This window comes from Roseivivax sp. GX 12232, assembly GCF_021272185.1.
GTDB lineage: Bacteria > Pseudomonadota > Alphaproteobacteria > Rhodobacterales > Rhodobacteraceae > Roseivivax.
In genome coordinates, this window is record NZ_JAJSEC010000005.1 from 206,129 (window position 1) to 232,322 (window position 26,194).

The 26,194-nt window shown below is 67.4% G+C and carries 22 protein-coding genes; 3 read left to right on the forward strand and 19 right to left on the reverse strand.

Annotated elements, in window-relative coordinates:
* Nucleotides 1–13: 13 nt before the first annotated feature.
* The 10 genes from LR948_RS11030 to LR948_RS11075 form a co-directional block, all read right to left on the reverse strand.
* Nucleotides 14–1,222, reverse strand: a complete 1,209-nt coding sequence (locus LR948_RS11030) for an ABC transporter substrate-binding protein (protein ID WP_232754070.1) — start codon at nucleotides 1,220–1,222, stop codon at nucleotides 14–16.
* A gap of 25 nt (nucleotides 1,223–1,247) precedes the next feature.
* Nucleotides 1,248–2,321 (reverse strand): branched-chain amino acid ABC transporter permease, encoded by a 1,074-nt coding sequence (locus LR948_RS11035; protein ID WP_232754071.1) that lies wholly within the window; start codon nucleotides 2,319–2,321, stop codon nucleotides 1,248–1,250.
* Nucleotides 2,318–3,322 (reverse strand): branched-chain amino acid ABC transporter permease, encoded by a 1,005-nt coding sequence (locus LR948_RS11040; RefSeq protein WP_232754072.1) that lies wholly within the window; start codon nucleotides 3,320–3,322, stop codon nucleotides 2,318–2,320. The genes LR948_RS11035 and LR948_RS11040 overlap by 4 nt, the downstream gene beginning before the upstream one ends.
* On the reverse strand, nucleotides 3,322–4,083 hold the full coding sequence (locus LR948_RS11045; RefSeq protein ID WP_232754073.1) for an ABC transporter ATP-binding protein: 762 nt from the start codon (nucleotides 4,081–4,083) through the stop codon (nucleotides 3,322–3,324). Before LR948_RS11045 ends, LR948_RS11040 begins: the two co-directional genes overlap by 1 nt.
* Before the next feature lie 597 nt (nucleotides 4,084–4,680).
* A complete protein-coding gene (locus LR948_RS11050) occupies nucleotides 4,681–6,480 on the reverse strand; it encodes an NAD(P)/FAD-dependent oxidoreductase (RefSeq protein ID WP_232754074.1) in 1,800 nt (599 codons plus the stop codon).
* Between the two features lie 140 nt (nucleotides 6,481–6,620).
* A complete protein-coding gene (locus LR948_RS11055; protein ID WP_232754075.1) occupies nucleotides 6,621–8,363 on the reverse strand; it encodes a sigma-54-dependent Fis family transcriptional regulator in 1,743 nt (580 codons plus the stop codon).
* A gap of 370 nt (nucleotides 8,364–8,733) precedes the next feature.
* Nucleotides 8,734–9,087 carry a DUF1428 domain-containing protein gene (locus LR948_RS11060; protein WP_232754076.1) on the reverse strand — a complete coding sequence of 118 codons (354 nt, stop codon included), beginning with the start codon at nucleotides 9,085–9,087 and terminating at the stop codon, nucleotides 8,734–8,736.
* A gap of 457 nt (nucleotides 9,088–9,544) precedes the next feature.
* Nucleotides 9,545–10,342, reverse strand: coding sequence for an ABC transporter ATP-binding protein (locus LR948_RS11065; protein ID WP_232754077.1), 798 nt, complete (start codon nucleotides 10,340–10,342; stop codon nucleotides 9,545–9,547).
* Nucleotides 10,332–11,366 carry an iron ABC transporter permease gene (locus tag LR948_RS11070; RefSeq protein WP_232754078.1) on the reverse strand — a complete coding sequence of 345 codons (1,035 nt, stop codon included), beginning with the start codon at nucleotides 11,364–11,366 and terminating at the stop codon, nucleotides 10,332–10,334. Before LR948_RS11070 ends, LR948_RS11065 begins: the two co-directional genes overlap by 11 nt.
* A 2-nt stretch (nucleotides 11,367–11,368) precedes the next feature.
* Nucleotides 11,369–12,379 carry an iron ABC transporter permease gene (locus LR948_RS11075; RefSeq protein WP_232754079.1) on the reverse strand — a complete coding sequence of 337 codons (1,011 nt, stop codon included), beginning with the start codon at nucleotides 12,377–12,379 and terminating at the stop codon, nucleotides 11,369–11,371.
* A gap of 240 nt (nucleotides 12,380–12,619) precedes the next feature.
* Between LR948_RS11075 and LR948_RS11080 the strand changes: the two genes are divergently transcribed.
* Nucleotides 12,620–13,525, forward strand: coding sequence for an ABC transporter substrate-binding protein (locus tag LR948_RS11080; protein ID WP_232754080.1), 906 nt, complete (start codon nucleotides 12,620–12,622; stop codon nucleotides 13,523–13,525).
* A 135-nt stretch (nucleotides 13,526–13,660) separates the two neighbouring features.
* Here the strand turns inward: LR948_RS11080 and LR948_RS11085 are convergent, their stop codons facing one another.
* The 5 genes from LR948_RS11085 to LR948_RS11105 form a co-directional block, all read right to left on the reverse strand.
* On the reverse strand, nucleotides 13,661–14,602 hold the full coding sequence (locus LR948_RS11085) for a sucrase ferredoxin (RefSeq protein ID WP_232754081.1): 942 nt from the start codon (nucleotides 14,600–14,602) through the stop codon (nucleotides 13,661–13,663).
* 155 nt (nucleotides 14,603–14,757) lie between these two features.
* Complete coding sequence (locus LR948_RS11090; RefSeq protein WP_232754082.1) at nucleotides 14,758–15,720, reverse strand: ABC transporter substrate-binding protein; 963 nt, start codon at nucleotides 15,718–15,720, stop codon at nucleotides 14,758–14,760.
* A 136-nt stretch (nucleotides 15,721–15,856) separates the two neighbouring features.
* A complete protein-coding gene (locus LR948_RS11095; protein WP_232754083.1) occupies nucleotides 15,857–16,906 on the reverse strand; it encodes an iron ABC transporter permease in 1,050 nt (349 codons plus the stop codon).
* Entirely contained in the window at nucleotides 16,903–17,910 is a 1,008-nt protein-coding gene (locus LR948_RS11100) for an iron ABC transporter permease (RefSeq protein WP_232754084.1), read from the reverse strand. The genes LR948_RS11095 and LR948_RS11100 overlap by 4 nt, the downstream gene beginning before the upstream one ends.
* Nucleotides 17,907–18,770, reverse strand: a complete 864-nt coding sequence (locus LR948_RS11105) for an ABC transporter ATP-binding protein (protein ID WP_232754085.1) — start codon at nucleotides 18,768–18,770, stop codon at nucleotides 17,907–17,909. The genes LR948_RS11100 and LR948_RS11105 overlap by 4 nt, the downstream gene beginning before the upstream one ends.
* Before the next feature lie 604 nt (nucleotides 18,771–19,374).
* On the opposite strand from LR948_RS11105, the gene LR948_RS11110 reads away from it, so the two are divergent.
* On the forward strand, nucleotides 19,375–21,108 hold the full coding sequence (locus tag LR948_RS11110) for a type I secretion protein (RefSeq protein WP_232754086.1): 1,734 nt from the start codon (nucleotides 19,375–19,377) through the stop codon (nucleotides 21,106–21,108).
* 132 nt (nucleotides 21,109–21,240) lie between these two features.
* On the opposite strand, the gene LR948_RS11115 is transcribed toward LR948_RS11110, so the two are convergent.
* Nucleotides 21,241–21,669, reverse strand: coding sequence for a hypothetical protein (locus tag LR948_RS11115; protein WP_232754087.1), 429 nt, complete (start codon nucleotides 21,667–21,669; stop codon nucleotides 21,241–21,243).
* Nucleotides 21,670–21,802: 133 nt separating this feature from the next.
* Nucleotides 21,803–22,186, reverse strand: a complete 384-nt coding sequence (locus tag LR948_RS11120) for a hypothetical protein (protein ID WP_232754088.1) — start codon at nucleotides 22,184–22,186, stop codon at nucleotides 21,803–21,805.
* Between the two features lie 429 nt (nucleotides 22,187–22,615).
* On the opposite strand from LR948_RS11120, the gene LR948_RS11125 reads away from it, so the two are divergent.
* Complete coding sequence (locus tag LR948_RS11125) at nucleotides 22,616–22,861, forward strand: hypothetical protein (RefSeq protein ID WP_232754089.1); 246 nt, start codon at nucleotides 22,616–22,618, stop codon at nucleotides 22,859–22,861.
* A gap of 17 nt (nucleotides 22,862–22,878) precedes the next feature.
* Here the strand turns inward: LR948_RS11125 and LR948_RS11130 are convergent, their stop codons facing one another.
* Together LR948_RS11130 and LR948_RS11135 are read right to left on the reverse strand one after the other, a co-directional pair.
* Nucleotides 22,879–24,258: a hypothetical protein gene (locus LR948_RS11130; RefSeq protein ID WP_232754090.1), complete on the reverse strand. Its 1,380-nt coding sequence runs from the start codon at nucleotides 24,256–24,258 to the stop codon at nucleotides 22,879–22,881.
* Nucleotides 24,255–26,144: a hypothetical protein gene (locus tag LR948_RS11135; RefSeq protein WP_232754091.1), complete on the reverse strand. Its 1,890-nt coding sequence runs from the start codon at nucleotides 26,142–26,144 to the stop codon at nucleotides 24,255–24,257. The genes LR948_RS11130 and LR948_RS11135 overlap by 4 nt, the downstream gene beginning before the upstream one ends.
* Between the last annotated feature and the right edge of the window lie 50 nt (nucleotides 26,145–26,194).

Below are 26,194 nucleotides of genomic sequence, written 5' to 3' on the forward strand. Positions count from 1 at the left end.
GCGGGGCCGGGGCTCAGACCGTGAACCAGTCCGAGCTGGGCGTGAAGAGCCCGCTTTCGGCGCCGTAGGTATAGACCCGCCCGGTGCCGATCTTGTTGCCCTCGAGGCTGATCGGCCCGCCGAAATAGCCGCCCATGTCCCAGTCGCGGATCGCGGCGAGGCTTTCGGCGGCGTTGTCGGCGGTGAGCGGCAGGTCCTTTTCGGCGGTGTCGCGCAGCGCCCTCACGACGATCTCGATGGCGCACATGGTCTGGATCGTCCAGGTCGGCATGTAGGTCTCGAGCGGGGTGCCCGCGAACATCTCCTTGGACATCTCGGCGAAGGTCTCGTAGCGCGGCGCGCCCTCGCGGTCGTAGAAATAGCGGTAGGGCATGACGCCCTGGTAGCCCTCGAGGAAAGGCCCGGCCTCGGCGGTCACGCGGTCGGCGATGATCTTCTCCATGCCCCAGAAGGTGCCCATGAACTTGGTCGGCAGGCCGAACTGCCGCGCGCCGCCGATGAGCTGCGGCCAGACGCCGGTGACATAGCCCTGCAGCAGGCAGTATTCGGCGCCCGACTGCGCGAGCTTGGTCACATGGGTCGGGATGTCGGCGCCCTGCGCCTTGGTGCTTTCCTCCAGCACCACTTTCAGGCCCAGCTCCTCGGCTCGGGCCTTGCCATGGGCGATCGGGTCGCGGCCGAACTCGGTGTTGGAATAGATGAAGGCGACGCTCGAGCCGCCCTCGTTGGCGATGTTCTGCAACAGGATGTCGAACTGGTCCTCGTAGGAGGGCCCGGCGAGGAACTGGTAGGGGTTGGTCTCGGGGTTGGCGAGCTCCGAGGCGAAGGAGGTCGAGCCCATGAGCCGCGCCTGGTCGCCGCGCAGCTCGGGCGCCACCAGCTTCATGAAGCCGGTGCTGTCGCCGAAATAGGCCACCAGCGCCTCGCCCTCGGTCGCCAGCGCGCGCTGGTAGTTGGCCAGGGCGTTCTGCGGCACGTAGCCGGAATCCTCGGTCAGGAAGCGGATCGGCACGCCGCCGATGCCGCCCTCCTCGTTGATCAGCCGCTGCGCCATGGCAAAGGCGGGGGCCACCAGCTGCCCGGCGGTGGCGAAGGGGCCGGTCAGCGGCAGCGAGGCGCCGAAGACATATTCGGCGGGCTGCGCCTTCAGGAGGCTCGGCGCCCCGATCACCGCCGAGGCGGCGGCGGAGCGCTTGAGGAAGCTGCGGCGGTTCATGGTCATGGTGTCTCCTCCCTGAGACGGTGGGTTATCCGCGGGCGAAGGGCCAGCGATTGAGCGACCGCAGCCATCGGTCCACGATCTGGGCGATGCCGAGCGGTTCGAACATGAGGAAGAGGATGATCAGCGCACCGAAGACGATCTCCTGCACCGGGGCACGCAGGGCTGCGACATCGGCGCTGCCGCCGGCAATGGCCCCGAAGCTGTATTTCAGCAACTCCGGCACCATGACGATGATCACCACTCCGAAGACCGGCCCCATGGTGCGGCCCATGCCGCCCACGATCAGCGCCGCGACCAGCTGGAGCGACAGCGCCAGTTCGAACTGTTCGGGCAGGATGCGGGCGTAGAAATAGGCGAAGAGCGCCCCGGCGAGCCCGCAGCAGGCGGCCGAGACGGCGAAGCTCAGGAGCTTGTAGCGCAGAAGCGAGATGCCCAGCACCTCGGCGGAATAATCGCGTTCGCGGATCGCGATGAAGGCCCGCCCGACGCGGGTGCGGAAGAGGTTCTGCACCAGGAGGATCGTGGCGAAGCCGAGGCCCGCGATCAGCGCGAACATCTCGCGCTGGCTGTCGAGCCGCCAGCCGAGGATGTTGGCCTCGGGCGTGTTAATCCCGTTGAAGCCGCCGGTGAAAGGCGCCATGGCATCAAGCTCGATCAGGAAGATCACGATGAAATTCGCGCTGAGCGTCGCCACCGCGAGGTAGAGCCCCTTCACCCGGAGCGAGGGCAGCCCGACCACGAGCCCCACCAGCGCCGCGACCGCCACCGCCAGAGGGATCGCCAGAAGCGGCATCACCCCCTCTGGCAGGCCCCAGGCCGCGAAGAGCCGATGCAAGAGCGGCACCGCATAGGCGCCGATGGCGATGAAGGCCGCATGGCCCAGCGACAGAAGCCCGGTGTAACCGATCACCACGTTGAGCCCGATCACCGCGATCAGCATGATGCCCATCTGCGCCGCGACCAGGATGATGTAGTCATTGGCCACGAAAGGCAGCGCGGCGGCGAGCGCCGCCGCCCCGAAGACGAAGCCCCGCCGGTAGGGGTTGTCGAGGATGCGCTCGTCGGCGGCGTAGCTGGCCTTGAGGTTGCCGTTGATCATATCCGCTCGACCTCTTTCTGGCCGAGCAGCCCGTGCGGGCGGATCAGGATCACCACCAGGACCGCGATATAGGGCACCACCTCGGCCCATTCGCCGCCGAGCTGCCATTGCGCCATGGCCTCGAGCACGCCGACCGCCAGGGCCGCGATGAAGACCCCGACGTAGCTGTCGAGCCCGCCCATGAGCACGATCGCCAGGACCGAGAAACCGAAAAGCCCGAGCGAGGGCGAGACCCCGTTGCGCGTCGCCAGGATCGCCCCCGCGATGGCGCCGGTGGTCGCCGCCAGCACCCAGGCATGGCCGAAGACCGCGGGCACCGAGATGCCCATGGAATAGGCCGTCTGCTGGTCCTCGGCGGTGGCCCGGATCGCCACCCCGCCGCGCGAATAGCGCACCCAGAGCACGATGCCCGAGAACAGGATCACCGCGATGGCCGCGTTCACCAGGTCCGCGCCGAAGAGGAAGACCATGCTGCCGAAAAGCTCGAAGCGGATCGGCGCATTGGGCGCGATATGCGGCACGAAGGCGGCATCGGCGGTCCAGATCAGCCCCTTGGCGCCCGAGAGCACCGAGACGAGCCCCACGGTGATCATGATCATCGCGAAGGCCGACTGCCCGATCATCGGCCGCATCAGCGCCCGTTCGATCACCCGGCCCAGCACCGCGCAGGCCAGGATCGAGCCGAGGATGCCCAGGACGATGCGCGGCAGGTTCGACAGCCAGTCGAGCACCGTCGCCCGGGGCGAGAACATCTCGGCCTCGGCCCGCGCCGCGAGAAGCCAGGAGGGCTCCCATTTGGCGAGCCAGCCGGGCGCCCATTCGAGCCCCGGCAGGAGCACCGCGAAGGTGTAGTAGAAATAGGCCCCGAACATGATCAGGTAGCCATGGGCGAAGTTCACCACCCGGGTCGCCTTGTAGACGCTGACGATCCCCACCGCGATCAGCGAATAGATCGTGCCGGCCAGAAGCCCGTTCAGCGCGAACTGGATGAACTGCCCCATCAGACCGCCTGCCCCAGGTAGGCCTCGATCACCGCGGGGGTGGCCGAGACCTCCGCCGGGCTGCCCTCGGCGATCTGGTGGCCGAAGTTCAGCACCACGATCCGCGCGCAGATATCCATGACCATATGCATGTCGTGCTCCACCAGGAGGATGGTGGTGCCGAACTCCTGCTGCACATCGAGGATGAAGCGCGCCATGTCGCCGGTCTCCTCGCGGTTCATGCCGGCGACCGGCTCGTCGAGCAGCAGCACCTTCGGCCGCATCGCCAGCGCCCGCGCCAATTCCACGCGTTTCTGCAGGCCATAGGGCAGCATGGTGATCGGCAATTTGCGGATATGGTCGATCTCGAGGAAATCGATGACCCGTTCCTCGATTTCGGCGCGAAAGGCCAGTTCCTCGCGTTGGGCGGTGCCGAAATAGCCCAGCGCCGACCAGATCCCCGATCTGAGCCGGGTGTGGCCGCCGAGCTTGATGTTGTCGAGCACGGTCATCCCGCGAAAGAGCGCGATGTTCTGGAAGGTCCGCGCGATCCCGAGCGCCGCCCGCCGGTCCGGCGGCGCCTTGGTGATGTCCTCGCCGTCAAGCAGGACCTGCCCCCGGGAGGGCGCGTAGAACCCCGATATCGCATTGAAAAGAGAGGTCTTTCCCGCCCCGTTCGGCCCGATCACCCCGGTGATCTCGCCCGCGCGCGCGGTGAAGCCGACGCCCTGCAGCGCCTTGATGCCCCCGAAGGACAGATGCAGATCACGAACCTCGAGCAATGCCCGGGCACCTCCCCGTGACGGCGCTTGTTCTGGTTCTGCGCGCCGCTTCGGGGAAGTGTAGTGAGGCCATTATCCTGCGTCCAGCGCGGGGTTATTGGAGATGCGGGTTTATGGGGTGGTGTGGGGTTTGGGAATGGGTGGAAGCGGGAATTGCGGGGAGAATTGGGTGCGAGTGAGGGGGATTGTTTGCGGGTGGAATGGGGGACAGGCGGAAATCCAACTCTGAGAGTTTGTCAGACTATGTTTCACAGCGCGCATTGCAGCCGTCTTGCGCCTCCACAGGGGCGACTAGACCAACTTTCAATTCAGGCTCGCCAACTTCAAAAGCTTGGAAATTGCATTCCGGTCCCCTCCCAGAAAATCTGGCTCCGCCAGATAGTCGTGCAGGTCGCTACCGCAGATCCCGCTCCACGCCAACCTGACCTTCACCTCGCCCAAGGCGGGCTCTGGGCCTGAAATATCATCGACACGACATCCTCCACGCCAAGCCAACGCGCGCCCTTCAGTTCTTGCCTCCACTGTCAGAAAAAGACGCGCCCGGCGGGAGGAGATGCCGGGCGCGCGGCGCGGACCTGACGGCGCGCCGTCAGGGCATCACGACAGGTGATGCACCTCCTGAAGCCCGTAGACGGGGGTCTCGATGCCCTCCATCCGGGCCTTCAGCTGTAGCGCGAGATACAGCGAGTAGTGCCGCGACTGGTGCAGGTTGCCGCCGTGGAACCAGAGGTTCTCCTGCTGGGTCGGCTTCCACATGTTGCGCTGCTCGCCCTCCCAGGGGCCGGGATCCTTGGTGGTGTCCGAGCCCAGGCCCCAGACCTTGCCGATCTTGTCGGCGACCTCCTGGCTGATGAGATCGGCGGCCCAGCCGTTCATGCTGCCATAGCCCGTGGCCATCACCACGAGGTCGGCCTCGAGATGCGTCCCGTCGTCCAGCACCAGGCCGGTCTCATCAAAGCGCTCGACCTGCCCTTTCACCAGCTTCACCTCGCCGTCGATGATCAGCTGGCTGGCGCCCACGTCGATGTAATAGCCCGAGCCCCGGCGCAGATACTTCATGAACAGGCCCGAGCCGTCATCGCCCCAGTCGAGCTCGAAGCCGGCCTTCTCCAGCCCGGCGTAGAAGGCGGCGTCGCGCTCTTTCATCTGGTCGTAGAGCGGGATCTGGAACTCGTGCATGATCCGGTAGGGCAGCGAGGCGAAGACCATGTCGGCCTTCTCGGTGGTCATGCCGCTGGCCACGGCCTCCTCGGAGTAAAGCGCGCCGAGGCCGATCTCCATGAGCGTGTCCGAGCGCACGATATGGGTCGAGCTGCGCTGCACCATGGTGACGTCGGCATCGGCCTCCCAGAGCGCGGCGCAGATGTCATGCGCCGAGTTGTTGGAGCCGACGACCACCACCTTCTTGCCGGTCCAGGCGTCGGGCCCCTCGTGCTGCGAGGAGTGCTGGATCGTGCCCTGGAAGCTCTCCATCCCCGGGAAGGACGGCATGTTGGCCTTGCCGGACATGCCGGTCGCGAAGACCAGCTGGGTCGGGCGCAGCGTCACCTCCTCGCCGTCGCGGTCGACCTTGACCTCCCAGCTGCCGCTGGCTTCGTCATAGGCCGCGCTCTGCACCTCGGATCGGGTCCAGTAGTTGAGCTCCATGACCTTGGTGTACATCTCGAGCCAGTCGCCCAGCTTGTCCTTGGGCGTGAAGACCGGCCAGTTGTCGGGGAACTTGATATAGGGCAGGTGATCGTACCAGATCGGATCGTGCAGGCAGAGCGACTTGTACCGCGAGCGCCACTGGTCGCCGGGGCGGTCATGCTTGTCGAGCACGATGGTCGGCACGCCGAGCTGGCGCAGCCGCGCGCCAAGCGCAATGCCGCCCTGGCCGCCGCCGATGATCACCGTGTAGGGCTGTTCGCTGTAGCCAAGCTCGGCCGCCTCCGCCTCGCGGTGTTCCGTCCAGGACCTGCGGTTCTTCGAGGCGCCGTGTTCGGCGCCCATCGGGCGGCGTTTGCCCCGGTTTTCCTCGAAGCCCTTCAGCTCCTGCAGCGCGCTCAACAGCGTCCAGATCCGGCCGTCCTTCAGCCGGATCAGCCCCCAGCCTCGCCCGACGGCGGTCTCGAAGGTGATCCAGGCGGTGATCACGCCGTCCTCCTCGGCGGGAAGCTCGCCCTCCTGGATGGCAAAGCCGCGCGGCCTGGTGTGCTTGAGCTGCGACGCCAGCATGTCCTGCACGCCGGCAGGCCCCTCCACGGTCTTCAGGTTCCATGTCACGGCGATCAGGTCGCGCCAGTAGCTGTCGGTGGCGAAGAGCGCGCTGGCAGCCTGCGCGTCGCCCGCCTCCAGAGCGGCGTTCAGGCTGTCGAGCATGTCCTGCACCTCGGCGGTCACGGTCGAGTCGAGCATTGCATATCCTCCTCATAGGCAATGTGATGAGGAGAGTGTGGCGAGCCCGGACGCCCTCGGGCCACGGGAATCCGGTCATTTCGGCGGTCTCGGAAGGTGCGGCATCGCAGCATGTTGCAAACGCAACGCCGCGCAACGCCTCAGTTCGGCGCGCGCAACCCTTCCCTGCGGATCCGGCGCAGAACCGTCGAGCGGTTCACCCCCAGCCGCCGCGCGGCCCGGGCCATGTTCCAGTTGCAGGCGTCGAGCACCGCCTCGAGGCTCAGCTCCTCGACGCAGGGCCGCGGCGGCTCCGGCAGATCCGGCAGGTCGATCACATCGCCTTCGGCCAGGGCACAGGCGACGTCGAGCGCATGGCCCAGCTCGCGCAGGTTGCCGGGCCAGTCGCGGGCCATCAGCTCGGCGCGCGCCGAGGGTGTCAGCCGCATCTCGCCGCCTGAGCGGCGGCGCAAGAGCCGCTCGATCAGCCAGCCGAGGTCTTGCCGCTCGCGCAGGGGCGGCAGCTCCATGACCGCCCCGGCCAGCCGGTGGTAGAGCTCGGCAGGCAGGGTCTCATGCGACAAGAGCGCGGTCGGCGCGAGGCCGCTGGTGGCGACCGGGCGCAGCTCGGGATGCGCGTCGAGAAGGCCCGGCAGCGCGCGGGCGGCCGGCTCGGAGAGGTCCTCGATGCGCCGCAGGAGAAGCGTGGCCGGACCGGACCGACCGGCCAGCGCCGAGGCCATCTCCGCGGGCCCCGTAGCGGCACAATCCAGCGTGATGAACCCGCCCCGGCGCGAGGCCATGTGAAGCGCGCGGGCCAGCTTGGTCTTGCCGCTGCCGCTCTCGCCGCAGATCACCAGCGGGACGGGGGTCCGGGCCAGCCGCTCCGCCTGCGACAGCACGCGGGTCATCGCCGGGTCGTGTCCGGCAAGCCCGGAGAGCACGCCGCCGCGCCGCGGGGCGCCAGAGGCCGCGATGCGCGGGCGGCGCGGGGCCTGCGGCGCGATCGCATGGCCGAAGACCGCGCCGCCATCGCCAAGGGCCACGACGCGCTCCTCGGTCGGGCGGTCGCGCATCAGGTCGGGCAGGTCGTCGACGCCGATCCCCAGCAGGGCGTCGATGCGCTCGCCGATCAGGCTGCCCCCGCGCGCGAGCATCCGCGTTGCCGCATGGGTCGCGCCGATCACCCGGCCCGAGCCGTCGAGCGCAACCGCGCCCTCGGGGTCGACGTCGAGGAATTCCGGGCTCGAGGAGAACCGCAGCACCCATTCGCGGCGGCTCGCGGCCATCAGGTTGGCCATCTCCACCCGCCGTGCCGAGGCTGTCACCAGCGACATGGCGAGGTTCTGGCTGCTCTTCGGCGAGGGCGAGCGCAGCAGAGAGATGTCGAGCACCGCGGCGAGCTGGCCGAGGCTGTCGTAGATCGGCGCGGAGGTGCAGGAGAGCGCGGTGTGGGCGTTGCCAAAATGGTCATCCTGGTGGACCGTGACCGGCTCGCCCGTCACGATGCAGGCCCCCACGCCGCACGTCCCGGCCAGGTCCTCCGACCAGTTCGACCCGAGATAGAGCCCCGCCCCGCGCAACTCGTCGGTGAAGAGGTCGTCGCCGAAGAAGTCGACGCAGACGCCTTTTGCGTCGGTCAGAAGCAGCACGTAGTTCTGCCCCGCGACCTGCCTGAACAGGTTTTGCAGGCTGGCACGGGCGGCGCCGATCATCCAGTCGGCCTGCTCGCGATGGCTGCGGAACTCGGCCTCGGTGACGATATGCGCAGGCTCGCTGCGCGCGGGGTCCATGCCGTAGAGCTCGACGCAGCGCCGCCAGGACGCATCGACATAACTGTCGCGCCCGGTGGCCCGGCCGTCCAGCACCTGGGCGATTTCCTCCACGTGACCTTGTTCGACCATCGGATCCTTCTCCCGATGCCGACCATACATTCAAACCCTGCTATCCCGACGAGGGACTTTGGTCTGAGGCGCCGGTCGGGGCGCATTGCTGCCGAAATGCGCGTTGTCCTTGTGGTTCGGACCGCTTGCGCGGCAAGGCCGGCCCCGTCTTCTAGGGGGGCACGCCTCCGATGCCGCTGGCCTGGCCCCCTTGCCGTTGCGGCGCTCGAGAAGGGGCGCCAGCGACGGCGGAACAATGATCGTCGCAACCGCTCTGTTCGGATGTCCTACTTTGCACCCGACGCGGATCTGGGAGACCGTGCCGCCAACAGAGGCATCACTTCTCCACCCCCACGCGAACCTCATCTCGGTTAGATTTTGGCCCCGTCCCTCACGCCTCGTGCACGACCTCGAACCCGCCCATGATCAGGCGCTTGCCGTCGAAGGGCATCGGGGTCGCATCGGGAGCCATGCGCGGGTCCTGCATTGCGGCCTCCCAGCCCGCATCGCGTGCGGCCTTGTCCGGCCAGGTGATCCAGGAGAGGACAACCGTCTCGCCCGGTTCGGCCTTCACGGCCATCGGCATGGAGGTCAGCTTGCCATCAGGGATGTCATCACCCCAGCAATCGACAACCGAGGTCGCGCCGAACTCCTTGAAGACTGCGGCCATCGCGCGGGAGACGGCGAGGAACTCCTCTTTCTTGCCGTCCGGCACGGCGCAGAGCATCCCATCGGCATAGCTCATTTTTCTTCTCCCTGGGTTTTTCGCGACCCTACCACGTCGGCCGGGCCGTGTCCGCTGAGTCTGGCATCGCGGACCTTTGGCTCTCGGCGCGGGCTGCACCAAGCTGCGGATGGCCGGTCGGGAGAAGCCGCGCGGCGGAATTGGTCATCCTTGCGAAGGTCCAATGAAGGCCGAGCGCGTCGTCCTGTCCTGCCATGGACGCCGCACCTTCTTCCGCTCCGTCGCAGAACTGCTTCGCCCCCCTTTCCGGTCGCTCCCGAACGTCCGCCAGCTCCCGTTTCCCAGGTCCGCCACACCCGCTAAGCATGCAGGATGACAGAGACTCTCCCTCTACATATCCGCGCGGCGGAGCCCGCGGACGCCGCGGCCATCACCGCGATGGGCAACCTGCCGAACGTGCGTCGAGGCACCTTGCAGATGCCCTACGCATCCCGCGACAGCGCCCGTAGGCACACCCTCACCCCCGCGGCAGCGCAACGATGATCGGCCGCGCGTGCCCCTCGGGGTGCAGCACGCGGCAATCGACCCCGAACACCCGCGAGATCGTCGCCTCGGTCAGCACCTCGGGCACCGACCCCTGGGCCGCGACGGCGCCCTCTTCGAAGAGCACCACGTGATCGGCATAGCGCGCGGCGAAGTTCAGGTCGTGCAGCACCACCACGACGTTGCGCCCCTGCTCGCGGTTCATCCGCCGGATCAGCTCGAGCACGTCCAGCGCATGGGCGATGTCCAGGTGGTTGGTGGGTTCGTCCAGCAGGATCGTCGGCGCCTCCTGCGCCAGCACCATGGCGATCCAGGCCCGCTGCGCCTGCCCACCCGAGAGCGCACCGATGGCGCTGGCGGCATGGCTGGTCATGCCGGTCGCCTCCAGCGCCTCGGCGCAGGCGCGGTCGTCCGCCGCCGTGGCCCCGGACAGCGGCCGACGGTGGGCATAGCGGCCCAGCATCACCAGGTCGCGCACCGACATCTCTTCGGGCGCATCGGGGGATTGGGCCAGCATGGCGACGGTGCGGGCCAGGGTCTTGGCCGTCCAGTCCTTGAGGTCATGGCCCGAAAGCAGGATGCGCCCCCCGGTCATCGGCAGCAGCCGCCGCATGGAGCGCAGCGCGGTCGACTTGCCGCTGCCATTGGGCCCGCAGAGGGCGATGACGCAGCCCGCCGGCAGGGTCAGGTCGAGGTCCTCGAAGACCAGCGAGCGCCCGTAGCCGGCGGAGGCACGCGAGAGTTCGAAAAGCGGCGCGGGATCAGGCAACAACGGCACTCCGTCTGACAAGCAGGAACAGGAAAAGCGGCGCGCCGAGCAGCGCCGTGATGGCGCCCGCCGGCAGCTCCAAAGGTGGGGCGATGACCCGTGCGAGGATGTCTGCCCCAAGCACCAGCGCGCCGCCGATCAGCGCCACCGTCGGCAGGAACGCGGCGGAGCCCTCCGCCACCAAGCGGCGCGCGGCATGGGGCGCGATCAGCCCGACGAAGCCCACCGCCCCGACAAAGGCCACCGCCGCGGCGGTCAGCAGCACCGAAAGGAGAAGAAGGAGAACCTGGCTCACCCCCAGCGACAGCCCGGTGGCCCGCGCGCTGTCGGGATCGAGCCGAAGCTGCGCCAGAGGACGGACGGCCAGCACCAGCAAGGGCAGCGCGCAAAGCAGGACGGTGGAAAGCACGGCAACATCGCTCCAATGCGCGGAACCGACCGACCCGGCGAGCCAGGTCATCGCCTGCCCCGCGCGATAGATCGGCCCGATGATCATCAACAGGGTCACAGCCGCCTTGGCCAAGGCGGCCATGGCCACGCCGTAGAGGATCAGCGTGAGCGGCCCGCGGCGCGGATCGGCCAGCGCCAGCGCGGCGGTGACCGCGGCAAAGCCCGCGGCGCCGATCACCGCGGCGAGCGGCTGCCAGTGGATCGAGACGGTCAGGTTGTTGTTGCTGTCCGAGAACAGCCAGAGAAAGCTCACCACCCCGATCGCGGCGCCATCGGTGATCCCCAGCACCGAGGGCGCTGCCAGGGGATTGCGCACGACCCGCTGCAGAATGGCACCGGCCAGCGCCAAGGCGGTGCCGCCCAGAACGGCCAGCGCGACGCGCGGCAGCCGCAGGGTCCAGAGGATCACCCCGTCGGCGCCGCTGCCCTGGCCCAGGGCCGCGGCGAGGACACGCCCGGGCGGCATGAAGCTCGACCCCAGGCCGGCGCCCAGCACCACGAGCGACAAGAGCCCGAGCACCAGCGCGACCAGCACCGGAAGGCGCAGGACGCGGCGGCGGGGGAGATCGGAGACCATCGTCACGGCGCTGCCCCCGTGCCCCGGCGCAGCACCGCGATCAGCACCGGCACGCCTGCCAGCGCCAAGACCGTGCCGATGGGCGCCTCGCCCGGCGCGACGATCAGCCGGGCCAGGATATCGGCCAGCACCGCCAGCGTCGCCCCGATCAACATGGTCAGCACGGCCAGCGCGGCATGGGTGCTGCGCCCCGCGAGCCGCCGCGCGATATGGGGCGCCACCAACCCGAGGAAGATCACCGGACCGGCCAGCGCCACCACCGTCCCGGCCAGCAGCCCGGCCAGTCCCAGCGCCAGCACCCGGGTCCGCAGCACCTCGACGCCCAGCGCCGCCGCGCTGTCGTCATCGGCGCGCAGGGCATCGAGCGCCGAGGCGAGCCACAGCGCGCCACCAAGCCCCGCCACAAGCATCGGCGCGCCCAGCCAGAGCAACCCGATGTCGCGGTCCGCGAAGCCGCCCGAGAGCCAGAACAGCAGGCTTTCCATCGCCGCTTCGTCCGTCAGCAGCAGCACCTGCGTCACCGCAGAGGTCATGGCCGCCAGCGTGACGCCTGCCAGCAGCACCGAGACGGGATTCATGCCCGTGCCGCCCAGGCTCGACAGGCCGAAGACCAGCACCATGGCGAGCATCGCGCCGGCAAAGGCCGCCAGGGCCATGCCGCCCGGCGCGGCGACGCCGAAGAGCACCAACGCCGAGACCACCGCGAGCGCCGCCCCGGCGTTGATGCCGAGCAGCCCCGGCTCGGCCAGCGGGTTGCGCGTGGCCGCCTGCATCAGCAGCCCCGAGAGCCCCAGCAGCCCGCCGCAACAGGCGCCGATCAGCGTGCGCGGCACCCGCAGGGTCGAGACGATCAGCGCATCGGTGTCGCCCGCGCCGCGCAAGCCGCTCCAGACCGTGCCGGGCCCGTAGAGCCTGAGGCCCAGGTGCAGGCTCGCCACCATGGCCGCCACCAGCGCCACGGCCAGCACCGGCGCCAGGCGCGACGCGCTTGCATCAGCTCGGCTGGAGATCATTCCGCGATTGCATCCGTTAATCAGAGTGTTTTAGTAAGCTAATATCAGCCAGCCAGCCCACGGCAAGCCGCAACAGAACGAAAAGAAAGGCGCTGGCGTGATCCGACGACCATTTCTCGCATGTCTACCGCTCCTCTGCCCTCTCGCCCTGGCGGCCGTCGAGGCCGGTCACGCCATGGGTCAGACCGAGGTTCCGGACACGCCCGTAGACTGACACGACACCACAGGAAGGACATCCGCATGAAACCTGAACGCCCTCTGCTGGCCGCCGCATTGGCCGGCCTCCTCGCCGCCACGCCGGGCTTTGCCCGGGAGGTCACCGACTCCATGGGCACGATCGAGGTCCCCGACGACCCGCAACGCGTCGTCGTGCTGACCAACGAGGGCACCGAAGCCCTGCTTGCCCTGGGCGTCACGCCCGTCGGCGCCGCCAACAGCTGGAACGGCGACCCCTGGTGGGACCACATCGAGGAGCAGATGGGCGCGGCCGAGCCGGTCGGCATGGAAAGCGCCGTGAACCTCGAGCTTGTCGCCGCGCTGCAGCCCGACCTGATCCTCGGCAACAAGCAGCGGCACGAGGAAATCTATCCGCAGCTCACCGCCGTCGCGCCCACGGTCCTGTCCGAACGCCTGCGCGGCGACTGGAAGGTCAACTTCCGCCTCTACGCCGAGGCGCTGGGTCTGACCGGCGACGCGGAAGAGGTGATCGCCGACTACGATGCCAGGGTCGACGGTCTGAGCGGGTCCCTCGGCGCGGCGCTCGACGAGGAGGTCTCGGTCATCCGCTTCCTCGCCGGCCAGATCCGCATTTACCAGCTCGACAGCTTCTCGGGCGTGGTGCTGCAGGACCTGGGCTTCGACCGGCCGGAAAACCAGAACGTCGAGGACTTTGCGATCCGAACCGGCAAGGAGAGCATCCCCGACATGGACGGCGACCGCATCTTCTACTTCACCTATGAGTCCGGCAACGGCGAAGGCGCGGCGATGCGCGCGGAGGTTCTGGAGGACCCCCTCTGGCAATCCCTCTCCGCCGTGCAGGCGGGCCGCGTGCACGAGGTGAACGACGGCACCTGGAACACCGCCGGCGGCGTGCTGGCCGCCCAGGAGATGCTGGACGACATCGCGGAGATCTACGGCGTCGAGTGAACGCCGCTACCGGGGACAGGGACGGAAGGGGCGGCCCCGGGGCCGCCCCTTGTCGTTTCAAGGCTTTGGGGTGTCCCGTCGTCTATTCGGGTCCACCGCCGTGAGCTGCAAAACGTGCTGCGCGCAGGATCTGTCTCATGAGTGTTCTGAGGTGCCGGCGGTCAGGATTTCCCCGTGCCAGATGGTTTTGGGGTCAAGCGGTTCGGCGGCCTTCAGATCATCGCAGGCCCCGTAGGCCCGCACCTCGCCGGGCGTGCATCGGACCTGGACCACGTGGTTCGCGGCCCGCACTCTGTAGATCCGCGCCGCGCCCTCTTCGCCGATCCAGTCCACCTCGATCGGACCGCGGGCCATGGGCGCCAGCCGCTTAAGCGCCGTGACTTCGGCGACCTGTTCGGGCGGCGTCAGATGGGCCGCCCCGCGGTAGCACGGCAGGTAAGGCCGCCCCTCCGCTTCCGCGGCGAGGAGCGCCGGACCATCGCGCGGCGCGAGGCGGCCGTATTTGCGCATCCCCGGCATGGTCAGGACGCCCGCCGACAAGCGGCATCCCCCGAGGTGCGTGCATTCCCAGACATCGAACCCGCCGCGCCGCCGGGCCTCGGCGGCCAGGGCCTTGTAGACCGCAAAGCCCCATTTCGCGCAGCAGCGGTCGTGCTTGCCATGCGTGCAGCAGAGGACAAGCGGCGCCTCGGCCTGCGACGGCGCGAAGGCCGCCAGCGCCTCGCGCCCCCGCGGAACCGCCGCGAGGAACGGCACGAGCGCCTCCGGGGCCAGGTCGAAGGCCAGGGCCTCGGGCATCAGGTAGACGCGGATCTGCGCGCCGGTCTCGGACTTCCGGTCGATCAGGTTGACGCGCCAGCCCGCCTCGAAGACGCGCTCGATGGCGGCGGCGATCTCGCCCTGCATCCCGTCGGCGATGCGCAGAGAATGGCGCCAGCGCGCCTTCGGCCAGCGGATCAGGATGTTCCGCGCCTGGTGGGCGCCCCAGCCGGCAAGGGGTTCCCCCGAGGCAAAGCTGTGCTCGGTGCAGAAGCGCGCCTCCTCGGGGTGCATCAGGCGCCGGTCGTCAAAGCTCATCGACCCACCCTTCCATGTGCGGGGACAGGCGCCCCGGCGGCGGTCAGACCGGCGCGGACCGTCGCGAGGCCGCCCGGCAGGACACCAAAGAGGAGAGCGTCACAGAGGGCTGCGACGACCGGGATCGTCGTGGCGTTCGGCACTGACATCCTTGCTCACCGCTCCTCGAAGGGCTCAAACTCGCGGCCGCCGAGGATCGACAGGATCGCATAGGCCGTCTGACCGAGCGCGGTATAGGAGGTTGCGCTGGCTTCCGCCCGGGAGAGGTGGAACATCTGGCCGGTCCGGCAGGCGTGCAGCGCGTCGCACCAGCTCGGCAGCACGGCCTCGGCATAGGTCGTGAGATCCGCCGGCGTGTCTCCGGCGGTCGAGCGATAGGTGGTCAGGATGAAATCGCCGTCGAAATCCTGGATGCGCTCGGCGCTGATGTCGATGCGCTCGCCCTCGGGGATCGCCTCGATCGCCGCCGGACGCTGGAAGCCGGCGTCGACCAGCACCTTGCCGATGTTGCCGTAGGGGTTGAAGGCGAAGAACCCTCCGTCGCGCACATGAAGGGTCGAAACGGTGATGGTTTCGGTGTCGATCACATAGCGAATGCGCGCGATCTGGTCGTCGTATCGCCGCTCGAGACGCGCCATCCGGTCCTCCGTCCCGGTCAGATCCGCCAGCATGGCGTAGAGGTCGAAATCCGACCGCTTCGTATAATCCAGCAGCACCGTCGGCGCGATCTGGCGCAGCCGCGCCACGTCCGCGCGTTGCCACTGCGTGGTCAGGATGAGATCGGGCTCGAGCGCCGCGATGCGTTCGATATCGGCCGGCAGATTGCCGACCCATTGAATGTCGGAGGTGTCGAAATCGACGCCGTTGACCGTGGCGCTGGCACGGATGAAGGCATTCTCTTCCGAGGTGCCGCGCCCGTGGCTGCCGACGGGCATCGCGCCAAGCTCGATCAGCGGCACGGTCAGCACCGAGTCGTGCAGGCTGACGATCCGCTTGGGCTCGGTCGGGATCGTGACCTCGGTGCCGGTGTCGTCGGTGACGGTCCGCACCTCCTGGGCAAGCGTGGCGCCGCCAAGGGCGACCGCGGCGACAAAGGCGAGGCTGGGGAAAATCTTCATGGCATGTCTCCTCTTGCGTTCTCGGGACCCGCTGTTCACAGCGCGCCCGCGGACAGCGGTTGCGCTGGCGGAACATCGGCGTTCCCCCTGAAATGATGGGTGGTTGGCTGGCTTGACGGCGTGCCGCGGCACGACGTCAGAGCTGGCTTTGTGCCTGGCGTCTCAAGATCAACCAGACGAAGATCGGCACGCCGATCACGGCGGTCAGCAGGCCGGCCGGAATCTGCACCGGCGCAAAGAGCGACCGCCCGGCGAAATCGGCCAGGCCGACCATCAGCGCCCCGATCGCGGCCGAAAGCGCAAGATGCAGGCCGCAGCCCGTTCGCGCGAGGCGCCGCGGCATATGCGGCGCGACAAGACCCACGAAGCCCAGCGGGCCGACCGCCGCCACGGCAACCGCCGCGAGCGCGACGGAGAGGGCGATCAGCACCATGCGGTCCCGCCGCACGGCGACGCCAAGACCGGTCGCGAGCTCTGGCCCGAACCGCAGCGCCGCCATGGGGCGTGCCGCCCAGACCAGGACCGGCAAGAGCCCGACAAGGCACCAGCCGAGGAACCGGACCTCCCCCCAGCCGGCGGCATGCACGGAGCCCGCGAGCCAGCCCAGCGCCGCCAGTGCGCGCTCGATATCGCCGTAGGTCAGCAAGGCGTTGGTCGCCGCGGACAGAAAGGCCGCCACCCCGATCCCGGTCAGGATGAAGCGCATCGTCGCGCCGCCGCTGCGGCGCATCGCGATCCACTGGATCAGCGCGGCGACCGAGAGCGCCCCTCCGAAGGCCAAGAGCGGGCGCCAGGCGAGGCCCACCGCGGGAAAGAGCACCATCGTGGCCACGACCGCCAGGCTGGCGCCCTGGCTCACCCCGACCAGCGAGGGATCCGCCAGCGGGTTGCGCGTGACGGTCTGCAGAATGGCCCCCGAGAGGGCGAAGAGAGCCCCGGTCGCGAGCGCCGCGAGGGTCCGGGGAAAGCGGAACTCCCAGACCACCGTGCGGGCCGTCTCGGACGGCGGCTGCCCGGCGAGCGTCGACAGCACGCCGGGCAGGCCGATCGGGTAGCTGCCGCTCATGAGGCTCACCGCCAGCACGGTCAGACAGCCGATCAGAAGCGCCGCGAGGATCATGAGCCCGCGCAGCGGCAGCCGGAAGGTGACCGGCCCGTCGAGCCTTTGCCAGACCACCTCGGTCACAGGCGCATCCTCACCAGCCAGATGAAGACCGGCGCACCGAGCAGGGCCGTCACGATGCCGGTCGAGACCTCGACCGGCGCCAGCGCCATCCGCGCCGCGATATCCGCGACCAGGAGAAAGGTCGCGCCGAACAGCGCCGAAAACGGCACGATCACCCGGTAGTCATGCCCCAGGGTGACCCGCACGACATGCGGCACGATGAGGCCGACAAAGCCCATCGGCCCGGCAATCGCCACCGCCGAGGCCGTCAGGGCCACGACCGCAAAAAGCACCAGGGCCTTGAGGCGCACGACACTCACCCCAAGCCCTGTCGCGGTCGCGTCTCCCATCGCCAGCGCGGTGATCTGGCGGGCCACGGCAAGGCTGACGCCCAGCCCGGCCAGGAGCCATGGCAGGGTCCAGAACATGACATCCTTCGAGCGGCCCGCGAGGGTTCCGGTCAACCAGACCCGCAGGTTCTCGAAACTGTCCTCGTCGATCAGATTGGCCATGGCGACCAGGGCGGCGAGAAAGGCCGAGACCGCGGCCCCCGACAGGACCAGCGTCAGCGGGCTCGCGCCGCCGGGGGCCGAGGAGGCAATCGCCCAGACCGCCAAGGTCGCCGCCAGCGCCCCGCCCGCGGCGATCGGCGGTAGCCAGATCGTCCCGGCAAGGCCGAAGACGCCAATCGCCATGACCACGGCGAAGCTCGCCCCGGCCAGCAGTCCCAGCAGCCCCGGCTCGGCCAGCGGGTTCTGCGTCACGCCCTGCATCAGGGCGCCCGCCACCGCCAGCGCGGCCCCGACCAGCACCGCGAAGACCGCGCGCGGCAACCTCAAGTCGCGAACGACCATGTGGTCGAAGTCGGTGGGGTCCGGCGCGAGCAGGGCCTGCAGGACGGTCTCCAGCGGGATCGTCTTGGCGCCCAGGGCGATGTGCCAGCCGAAGGCCAGCGTCAGCGCGGCGAGGGCCAGCGCGACGCCCAGCGCCCGGGAGGGCGCGCCATATGTCCCGGTCGCCGTCATTCCGCGGCCAGAGCCCGGTCGGTCGCGAGGCGCGGCACGCAGATGGGCCGGCCGGTCTCCGGGTCGGTCAGGATATTGGCGTCGAGGTCGAAGACCCGGGCGAGATTGCCGGAGGTGAAGACCTCGCGCACCGGACCGTCGGCGACGACCACGCCATCCCGCATCATCACGAGGTGATCGGCGAAGGTCGCCGCCACGTTCAGCTCGTGCATGACCACGACCAGCGTGCGGCCGCTTCGATGTGCGATGTCGCGCAGGAGCTGCATGAGGTCGAACTGGACCTTGAGATCGAGAAAGGTGGTCGGCTCGTCGAGCAGCAGGATCTCGGTCTCCTGGGCCAGCACCATGGCGATCCAGCACCGCTGGCGCTGCCCCCCGGAGAGCTCGTCCACGCGCTGCGCGGCGAATTCGGTGACGCCCGCCGAGGCCATGGCCGCCTCGACCGCCCGGGCATCGTCGCGCGACCACTGCCGCACGAGGGAATGATGCGGAAATCGCCCCTGCGCCACCAATTCGCGCACGGTCAGCCCTTCCGGTGCGACCGGCCCCTGCGGCAACAGCGCCAGCCGCTGCGCGACCCGGCGCGTCGGGATGTCCCGAAGGGGTGTGCCGTCGAGCAAAACGCTGCCTTCCCGCGGCTGGAGAAGCCGCGACAGCAGCTTCAGCAGGGTGGACTTTCCGCAGCCGTTCGGACCGACGAGGATGGTGACGGCCCCCTCCCGCGCCCGGAAATCGACCCCTTTCACGACATCGCCCCGCCCGTAGCCGCCCCGGATCCCCTGGGCGCTCAGGCGCGCCGGGCCCTGCGACAGCGCGACGGCTTTATCCGGCTCCGGAGGTGGGCCCTGGTCCTGCGACATGCGGTCTCCGATCAAGGGTCCTGGCCCGAGGCTTGCAGGTGCAAACTCGACCCCGGGGATTCCCTATTGATTTACTCGGATATCGCAAGGAAGCGACCGCGAAGCAAGTGCTGCGGTCCCGCCTTCGCTGTCGCCGCGGCTTGCCGGAGGCGTGTTTCGGGACGCGCACGCACCCAGGCTCTCCTTCCGAGTGCGGCGCATTATTTGAATGATCGGAGGAGGTTCTGCCGGAGAGGCAGCGCCACCCGGTCTTATGGATTATGACACCCGCCTGGTCTTGCCCTCGTCCCTGGTCCGGGATTCATTCAACAATCCGGACAAGCGGTCTCACCCCGGAACCTGAACCGGATCAGGTGAGGCCCTCCGGTAGGCTGGCGGTTCGCGACGGTGCCTCGAACTGGAGGAATAAACGGGGCTCAGGTCAGCTGGCACGGCGTGAAATCCCCCGCTGAAACCGCGCCGCAAGGCCGGCTCTCTCCAAATGCGCGGTGATCGAGACCGACGCCGCCATCCTTTTGCCCGAGTTTCGCCCAAACCGGGTCATCCCTCGCGACGGTATTGGGGACCGGTCAAGATTCTGCCCCACCAGCATCGGATGTCTAATATGACCGCGCTTCCCTTGCCGGCTTCCTTGGACGGCCATGCCGCAACCGGCGCGCATTTCGGCGCCAATATTCTTGCTCCCCGCGCCGCGATGACGGGCCCGGGCTCTTATGCGGAGGCCATCGAAGAGCTCGGCGTCAGCGCTCTGCGCTATCCGGGCGGCTCCCTGACCGAGGCCTATTTCGACATCGGCGACCCCGACGCGACCCTCGTCACCGACAACGAGACCGGCGAGGAGATCGACTTCATGCCGATCTCTGACCTGATGGGCTACGCCGCGGCGACCGGACAGCCGGTCACCCTGGTCATCCCGACCCGCACCGCGCTGTCCGAGACCGAACTCGACGAGCTCGGCAATCGCCTGCCGGAGATCGACGAGGCGGAACTGCGCGATTTCGTGCGCGATACCGTGACCGGGGAATACGGGGATGCCACCATCGCCGCCTTCGAGATCGGCAACGAATACTGGGGGGCCGGGCGGATGAACTCGGCCGAATACGGCCGCCTGGCCGCCGAGATGACCGAGATCATCGACGACGAGCTCGCGCGCATCGCGGAGGAGACCGGAACGCCGGTCGACACCGACATCATCGTGCAGATGGGGCAGAACTACGATCACGCCGATCTCGAGGACGACTATGCCGGGCTTTCCAACGAGGAGATCCTCGCCGACCTCAACGAGACCTACGGGCTCGAGCTGACGGCCGAGGAGGCCGTCTCGAGCAGCGGCCGGATCAACTGGCAGCTCGTCAACAACGAGATCGTCATCCAGGGGTTCGAGGATGCCGGCGCGCTGGAAGAGGTCGATGGGGTCACGGCCCACGTCTTCTCCAAGGCCCCGGAGATCGAGAACTCGCGCTACAACGACATCACCCAGATCGAGAACACCTGGCACGAGGTCGACCCCGACCTCGAAATCCACGTCACCGAGTGGAACCAGAAATCCACGACCGAGGCGCTCGATCGCACCGAGGACTACGGGCTCTACCAGGCGCACGAGATGCTCAACATGCTCGAGGTCTTCCTCGACACCGGCGTTGATGCCGCCCATGTCTGGCCTCTCATTCAGAACACCCGCAATGCCCTTTCGGGCGAGACCGAACACGACGACCCGACCGCACCGGGAGAGATGTTCGCGATGATGTCGGAAAGCCTTCCCGGCAAGACCGCCATCGATTTCCTACCCGACGACAGGGAGACCGAATATCGCCTGGACGGGATCGACGTGCACGGCTTCACCGATGCCGAGGACATCGTCTTCTACATCGCCTCCACCAGCCGTGTCGAAACCCAGACCACCAAGATCGATATCTCCGGGCTGGTCGTCGACCAACAAGCCGTCAGCGCGCGCCAGCTCGGCGTCGCCGAAGGGGACGCTCCGGGGGACACCGACTCCCAAGCCCGCCTGGAACTCCTGCCGGAGGAAGAGGTGCTCGAAGATGGCGTGATCACCGCAACGCTGGCGCCAGGCGAGATCCTTGAGATCACCCTCTCCGGCGTCGAGCCCACCGAAGACTTCGCGCCGGTCATGGCCGCCGCCGGCGCTTCGGAAGACCCCTCGCTCTTTGAGGAACTGATGATTGACGATCCCGCCCCTGCCGAAGTGGTCGAGACAGACCACGGGAGTTCTGAGGGTGGCGATGGCGGCGGCGATGGCGGCGAGGACGGGGCCGATATGGACATCTTCCTCGGCCTCCTTCCGCTCCTGGTTCTCGGTGGCATCGTGGGGTTCTGAGACGCCTCTCTTGGGCCAAGGCACTCAGATTTGATGCTGGTTGGATCTGCCCCAAGCGTCTCGACGGGCCGACCATGAGGAATCTGGGGCGAGGCCCGTGCGGCGGCCTCGACGCCGCCGCACGAATGCGCCCTACATGAGGCTCACCAGCAGGCGCTCTGCGCGCAGCAAGTCGCGCGCCTCTTGGCGCAGCTCGATCAGGGCCTCGAGCCGCTCGAAAAGCGCCGCCAGCGCGTGACCGTGGTCGGTGAGGATAGGAATCTCGCGGACGGTGCCGACATCGCCGAAGTCCGGGTCGAAATAGCCGTCGAAATAGGTCTCGGTGTCGATCGTCTCTTCGACGAGAGCACTCTGCAGGCGCCGCCGCAGCTCGGCCAGACTGCCATCGAGGTCTGATCGCAGGAGGTCTCCCGTCTCAAGACCGGAGATGCAGCGACGAACAGCGTGAGCGTCGCTGGCCCTGCTGCCAACATAGGTGGCCTGAAGGCCCTCGGAGAGGGCCCGGGCGTCGCCACAGGCCGCCACAAGGAGGTCCTCGAGGGATGTGTTGATCTGGTTCATGATCGGTCCTTTCCTGGACAAGATCGACGCCATGCCGAACTTTCAGGACCGCGATGAAGCGACCCGTCGATCATTCCTGAGGCCGGTCCAGTGCCCCAGTAGGGCGCAACCGGCCTTGCCGGGCGGTCGCGCCCTACCCCCTTATCCTTGGGTCTTTTTTGCGCGCGCCTGACGCCGAGCTCGCATAGCTCTGCAGAACACCCCGCATCCGCATCATCATCTGCAGACGTTCATGCATCGATGTCGGGCGCACCGGCTCGAAATCGTAGACATCGCACCCAGGGTACGCAGCGACCGGCACGCCCAACCGCCCCAGCAAGACGCCCGCGCGCGTTCGGAGCGACCGCCGCCTGTCCCGGTCATTGTCGACACCAAGAAGGTCGATGAATGCGACTTGGTAACCGGGGCCATAGTGGGCTTGACCGATCAGCCGCAAATGCGGGAGATCCGGGTTCTCTTCGCGCAGCAACAGCTCGACACAGCCGAGCCAGTAGCCGTGATCTTCGATCCCATCCATGGCATTTCCTTCGCCAGCCTCTTGATAGGCAGGATGTTGGCCGGCAGAGGCCGCGACGAAACAGAAAACCCGTGCATTCGGAAATCGGACCTCGAGCTGCCTGTGTTGATGAGATCCTCTCCCGTGAGTGGCTCCAAGTCGAACCGGGAGGATCGTTGCACGTAATGGCGGGTGTCCCGGTGCTCGAGACGCTCTCATGGCTGGGCACGAGCAGCCGTCAAGACGAGATCAATGACCTGCAGCGGCAACCGCCCTCAAGGTCCAGCAGATGATGGCGATCCTATTCGGCGAGAACGACGATGAGGACGCCCAATAGGGCACCGCCGGCAAGAGCGGCATCAGCCAAGCTGAAGCCCCATCGCCCTTGGAGAATAGGCGGAGCCACGATGTCGCGATATCATAGCCCAGAGACCATTCAGGCAGACCGCCATGACAGGCTCCAGAAAACCTAACCCTGCCCGCATCGCCGCAGCCTCACAGGCGAAGATCGATCCAGCAGAGCTACCGGATGGCGAAGATACGGTCAGGGTAAACGAGTTCACCAGGTTGATGGGTGAGCCCGGCGAAAAGGAGGAGGCCTTCTTCGCGCGGCGCCGCCAGCTCGGGCTCGGCGTAGGTCTCGATGCGAACGGCGAACTCGTCTGGGCCTCTGATGAGGGCGAGGACGAGGATTAGCGGGGTCCGTCGGCTACTCACAGGCCGAATTTTGCGGCGATATCGTTGAGTTCCTGCCCGGCTGCGGCGAGCGCCGCCTGCTTTGCCCTGTCGCCGGTGTATTTCTTGCGTGCCTGTCGCGACGTGTGATCGTTGAGCAGCATCCCGGCCAGGGTCGCCTCTTCACTGATCGCAAAGACCACGTCGTAGACGATGGAGCGGCAGATGTGAGCCCCTGTCCCGAACTCGGACGACCAGACCTGCGAGACATAGTTCGCAGAGACGAACGAGCCATCGGGGTGTTGGAAGAGCGGCCATTCCTGCTCTTCCGCCGCGGCGCGCAGGGCATCGAGGTATCTCGGGTCATCATCCTGCAGCAGCCTTGCATCGACGAAATGCTGGACGTCGGGATGCACCGAGCCCGGGTAGGTCTCGCGCCCGAGTCGGTGGCGTGTCTTGCGCAGTTTGTAGTCGCGCAGGCGGTAGCGACCCTCGGTCCAGACCAGATCCCTGCCGAACCGCAGATCGTGCCATTCCCGCCGGAGCGGTGTAAGCGGCGGCACCGCGATGGCGAGGGCCCGGTTGCGCTGGATGAGGCGCTGCGCGGGGTTGGGGTACCGCGCAACCGCGTCCAGGATCGCCTGAGCCCGAGGATGAATGGTCGTGATGTCGATCGCGGCAAGCGCGGCAAATTTCCGAGATGTCTCTTCGGCTTCCCGCTCCCGCAGTTTCCGGAGCAACCGGCCCATCTCTTTGGAAAGGCGCTTCGGATAGGCACGGGAGAAGCGGAGGAAATCCCGGAGATCGCTCATCGTCGCAACGACGGTCGCCAAGCTGAGGGGTGACCCTCTGTTGGAGATCCGTGTCGTCTCGTAGGTGTAGAAGTCTCTCAGCGACGGGATGTCGAAGTCGAGGGCTGACCCTGCCTGCTGGAGGAACCACCCGTACTGGCAGATCTTGCGTGTCATGCGTTCGTAGATATCCGGCGCCAGCTTGATCTCGCCGTCGTCGATCCGATCTCGGATGTGGGCCAGATGATGGCGCCAGTCGTCCGGGAGATCCTCGAGGTGGAGCGAGATCGACCGGGTGTACTTGCGGCGGGTCTCTCGAGGGACACCCCTGAAATCCTCGCAGGCGGAGAGCGCGTTCTGCGCCTTCCTCAGGACGTCCAGCGGGGCAGCGTCTGGCCCGTCGGTGTTCTCCATCGCGGTGATCGCGAGCGCGAGAGATGCCGCGCCCTCGTTTAAGCGCGCCCAGACCTGGCAGTCGCTTTGCCCGAGGTTCGTGCAACCATGTTCGGTCATGAACTCGATCAGGCTGTCGAGCGCCTGCAACTCTGCCAGCGGCATGGCGAGCAGGACAGGAGAGGTCGCATGCGGTTGCCATTGTGGCTTCGCGAGGATCACGTGGCGGGTCATAGTCCGGACATGGCCTCCGCGAGGAGGTCCTGCACCTCCTCGAGCTTCTGACGCTTGTCGATCCACCCATAATAGGTGTCGAGCACTCCGACCGAACAGCCAAGGTAGGCGGCGGCCCTGCCCCGGTTGCTCCAGGACCGCGCGAGCAGCAGGGTTGCGAAACCGTGGCGGAAGTTGTGCGGGAACATCGGCAGGCCGATCTCCGCGCTGCTCCGGATCATCCAATTATAGAACGTGGCTCCGCCGAGTGGACGCGCCGATTTCTCTGCGACGAACAGATGCGTGGCTCTTGCGAATTTTTCCTTTTCACAGAACTCCGGGTTGGCGTAGTCGAAAAGAGGTCGAGCAGTTGTCAGATACCAGTCGAGCACCTCGTAGCCGCAATACTTGTCGTCCCGGACGTGGATCGGTGGCATTTCAACATACCCGCCTTTCATGTCTTTCCGTGCGAGCCGCAGCTCGAATAGCTTCTTGCCGCCCGATGTCTTGCGGAAGAAATTCTGTTGGGCGCCCTCGCATTGCGCGGCCAGAGCACTGCCTTTGCGCAGGCCGGCGCCGCGGATCTCAAGAGTAGAAAAGGCGGCACAGGTCGCGAGGCGGCGCGCGGTGCGGAGTTTCTCCTTCGGAATTGGTTTGTCTGTCGCGAGGATGTCCTGAGCCCGTTCCTGGTAGAGCACATGCTGGCGCAGGAAAGTGCGCACATCGCTGGGATTGTGGATCAGGCGCTCGCAGAATTCCTGGTTTTTCGGCGACATCTTTTCCCCAGCAGCATGGCCCTCCTTCAGAGCCGGGTTCTTTTTCAGAGACCGGCGCCATCCCTTCATCTTGAAACCGTTCGCCTCGCCGATCTGCGCGACAATGCGCACGTAATCAGCCGCGGTCCGGAGGCTGAACCCTGCGTCTGTCTCCGCCCGGTCGATCAGGGATCGAATGGCCTCGATCCGGTTCTTTTTCTTGAAAAGCGGGCTGAGGCTATCCAGGGACGCCAGATCCACCTGCCCGCTCTCCTTTGCGGCCCGGGCAAGGGTCACAAAGGCGGCGTGGTAGGTCTGGGCTGTCTGCTCGTTGAAATTCTCGGTGCAGCTCTCGGAAACATCATCATAGGTGCTGTGATCGAAGCGCGCGACCTTGACCATTTCCGCGATCTTCCTGCGGATCTCCTTGGGAACGACACTGCGGGACGGCGGCAGGAGATAGGCCGTATCGTAATCACTCGGCAGATGACCCGCGATCTGCGGAAAGCGCTTGAGCCGATCAAGCGCCTTGAGTGCGGTCATGGAGCTGCCGCGCTCGTGGACCGGCAGGGCCTCCAAGAAAGCCGGAACCTGATCCGGTGTCAGATCGAGCGGGTCGAGTTCGGCCGTCCGCGCCCGATCGGAAAGGGATCGGATCGCGCCGAAGGTCCCGGGATGCACCGGCCCGTGATCTTTCGACAGGCTTTCAAGCAGCGAAAGGAATGGGGTCCAGGCATCAACCCGCGCCCGCACGGCCTTCTGGGCCTCGACCAGGCCCAGCGTGGTCCGGATCCGGCGGTGAACCACCTCTCGCCACTTGGCATAGGCTGTCCTGCTCGACCAGAAAGCCCGCGCAGCGCCAGGCAGGGGCTGGGCACCAAGAATTTTCGGGTGCGGAAAATTCGCCTCGAACCACGTCACGAGATCCACGCCGGCGCCATCGAGGGCCGACAGGGGCGCAGAGAAGTATTCGCCCAGGCGCGCGACGCGTGTGCGCTCTGTGCCTTCCGGGGTTTCGTCGAAGACGGTCTGCATCGTGTTGGGCGATGGCACTGCCGCGGCCATCGCGGCTTTAGAGGCGGTGGAGAAAACTCCCATTCGATGTTCCTTGCTGTCTGGAGAGGTGCCGCCCTCGCGGTCGGCCGTGATCATTGGTGTCAGTCGGCGTCGGGTTCGGAGCCCGGGCCGCGCCAAGGCAGGAT

What these genes read in the sequence shown, in the direction of transcription:
- LR948_RS11030 (WP_232754070.1), bottom strand. Translation starts at nt 1,222, where the DNA reads ATGACCATGAACCGCCGCAGCTTCCTCAAGCGCTCCGCCGCCGCCTCG.
- LR948_RS11035 (WP_232754071.1), bottom strand. Translation starts at nt 2,321, where the DNA reads ATGATCAACGGCAACCTCAAGGCCAGCTACGCCGCCGACGAGCGCATC.
- LR948_RS11040 (WP_232754072.1), bottom strand. Translation starts at nt 3,322, where the DNA reads ATGGGGCAGTTCATCCAGTTCGCGCTGAACGGGCTTCTGGCCGGCACG.
- LR948_RS11050 (WP_232754074.1), bottom strand. Translation starts at nt 6,480, where the DNA reads ATGCTCGACTCGACCGTGACCGCCGAGGTGCAGGACATGCTCGACAGC.
- LR948_RS11055 (WP_232754075.1), bottom strand. Translation starts at nt 8,363, where the DNA reads ATGGTCGAACAAGGTCACGTGGAGGAAATCGCCCAGGTGCTGGACGGC.
- LR948_RS11060 (WP_232754076.1), bottom strand. Translation starts at nt 9,087, where the DNA reads ATGAGCTATGCCGATGGGATGCTCTGCGCCGTGCCGGACGGCAAGAAA.
- LR948_RS11070 (WP_232754078.1), bottom strand. Translation starts at nt 11,366, where the DNA reads ATGGTCTCCGATCTCCCCCGCCGCCGCGTCCTGCGCCTTCCGGTGCTG.
- LR948_RS11075 (WP_232754079.1), bottom strand. Translation starts at nt 12,379, where the DNA reads ATGATCTCCAGCCGAGCTGATGCAAGCGCGTCGCGCCTGGCGCCGGTG.
- LR948_RS11080 (WP_232754080.1), top strand. Translation starts at nt 12,620, where the DNA reads ATGAAACCTGAACGCCCTCTGCTGGCCGCCGCATTGGCCGGCCTCCTC.
- LR948_RS11085 (WP_232754081.1), bottom strand. Translation starts at nt 14,602, where the DNA reads ATGAGCTTTGACGACCGGCGCCTGATGCACCCCGAGGAGGCGCGCTTC.
- LR948_RS11090 (WP_232754082.1), bottom strand. Translation starts at nt 15,720, where the DNA reads ATGAAGATTTTCCCCAGCCTCGCCTTTGTCGCCGCGGTCGCCCTTGGC.
- LR948_RS11100 (WP_232754084.1), bottom strand. Translation starts at nt 17,910, where the DNA reads ATGACGGCGACCGGGACATATGGCGCGCCCTCCCGGGCGCTGGGCGTC.
- LR948_RS11105 (WP_232754085.1), bottom strand. Translation starts at nt 18,770, where the DNA reads ATGTCGCAGGACCAGGGCCCACCTCCGGAGCCGGATAAAGCCGTCGCG.
- LR948_RS11110 (WP_232754086.1), top strand. Translation starts at nt 19,375, where the DNA reads ATGACCGCGCTTCCCTTGCCGGCTTCCTTGGACGGCCATGCCGCAACC.
- LR948_RS11115 (WP_232754087.1), bottom strand. Translation starts at nt 21,669, where the DNA reads ATGAACCAGATCAACACATCCCTCGAGGACCTCCTTGTGGCGGCCTGT.
- LR948_RS11120 (WP_232754088.1), bottom strand. Translation starts at nt 22,186, where the DNA reads ATGGATGGGATCGAAGATCACGGCTACTGGCTCGGCTGTGTCGAGCTG.
- LR948_RS11125 (WP_232754089.1), top strand. Translation starts at nt 22,616, where the DNA reads ATGACAGGCTCCAGAAAACCTAACCCTGCCCGCATCGCCGCAGCCTCA.
- LR948_RS11130 (WP_232754090.1), bottom strand. Translation starts at nt 24,258, where the DNA reads ATGACCCGCCACGTGATCCTCGCGAAGCCACAATGGCAACCGCATGCG.
- LR948_RS11135 (WP_232754091.1), bottom strand. Translation starts at nt 26,144, where the DNA reads ATGATCACGGCCGACCGCGAGGGCGGCACCTCTCCAGACAGCAAGGAA.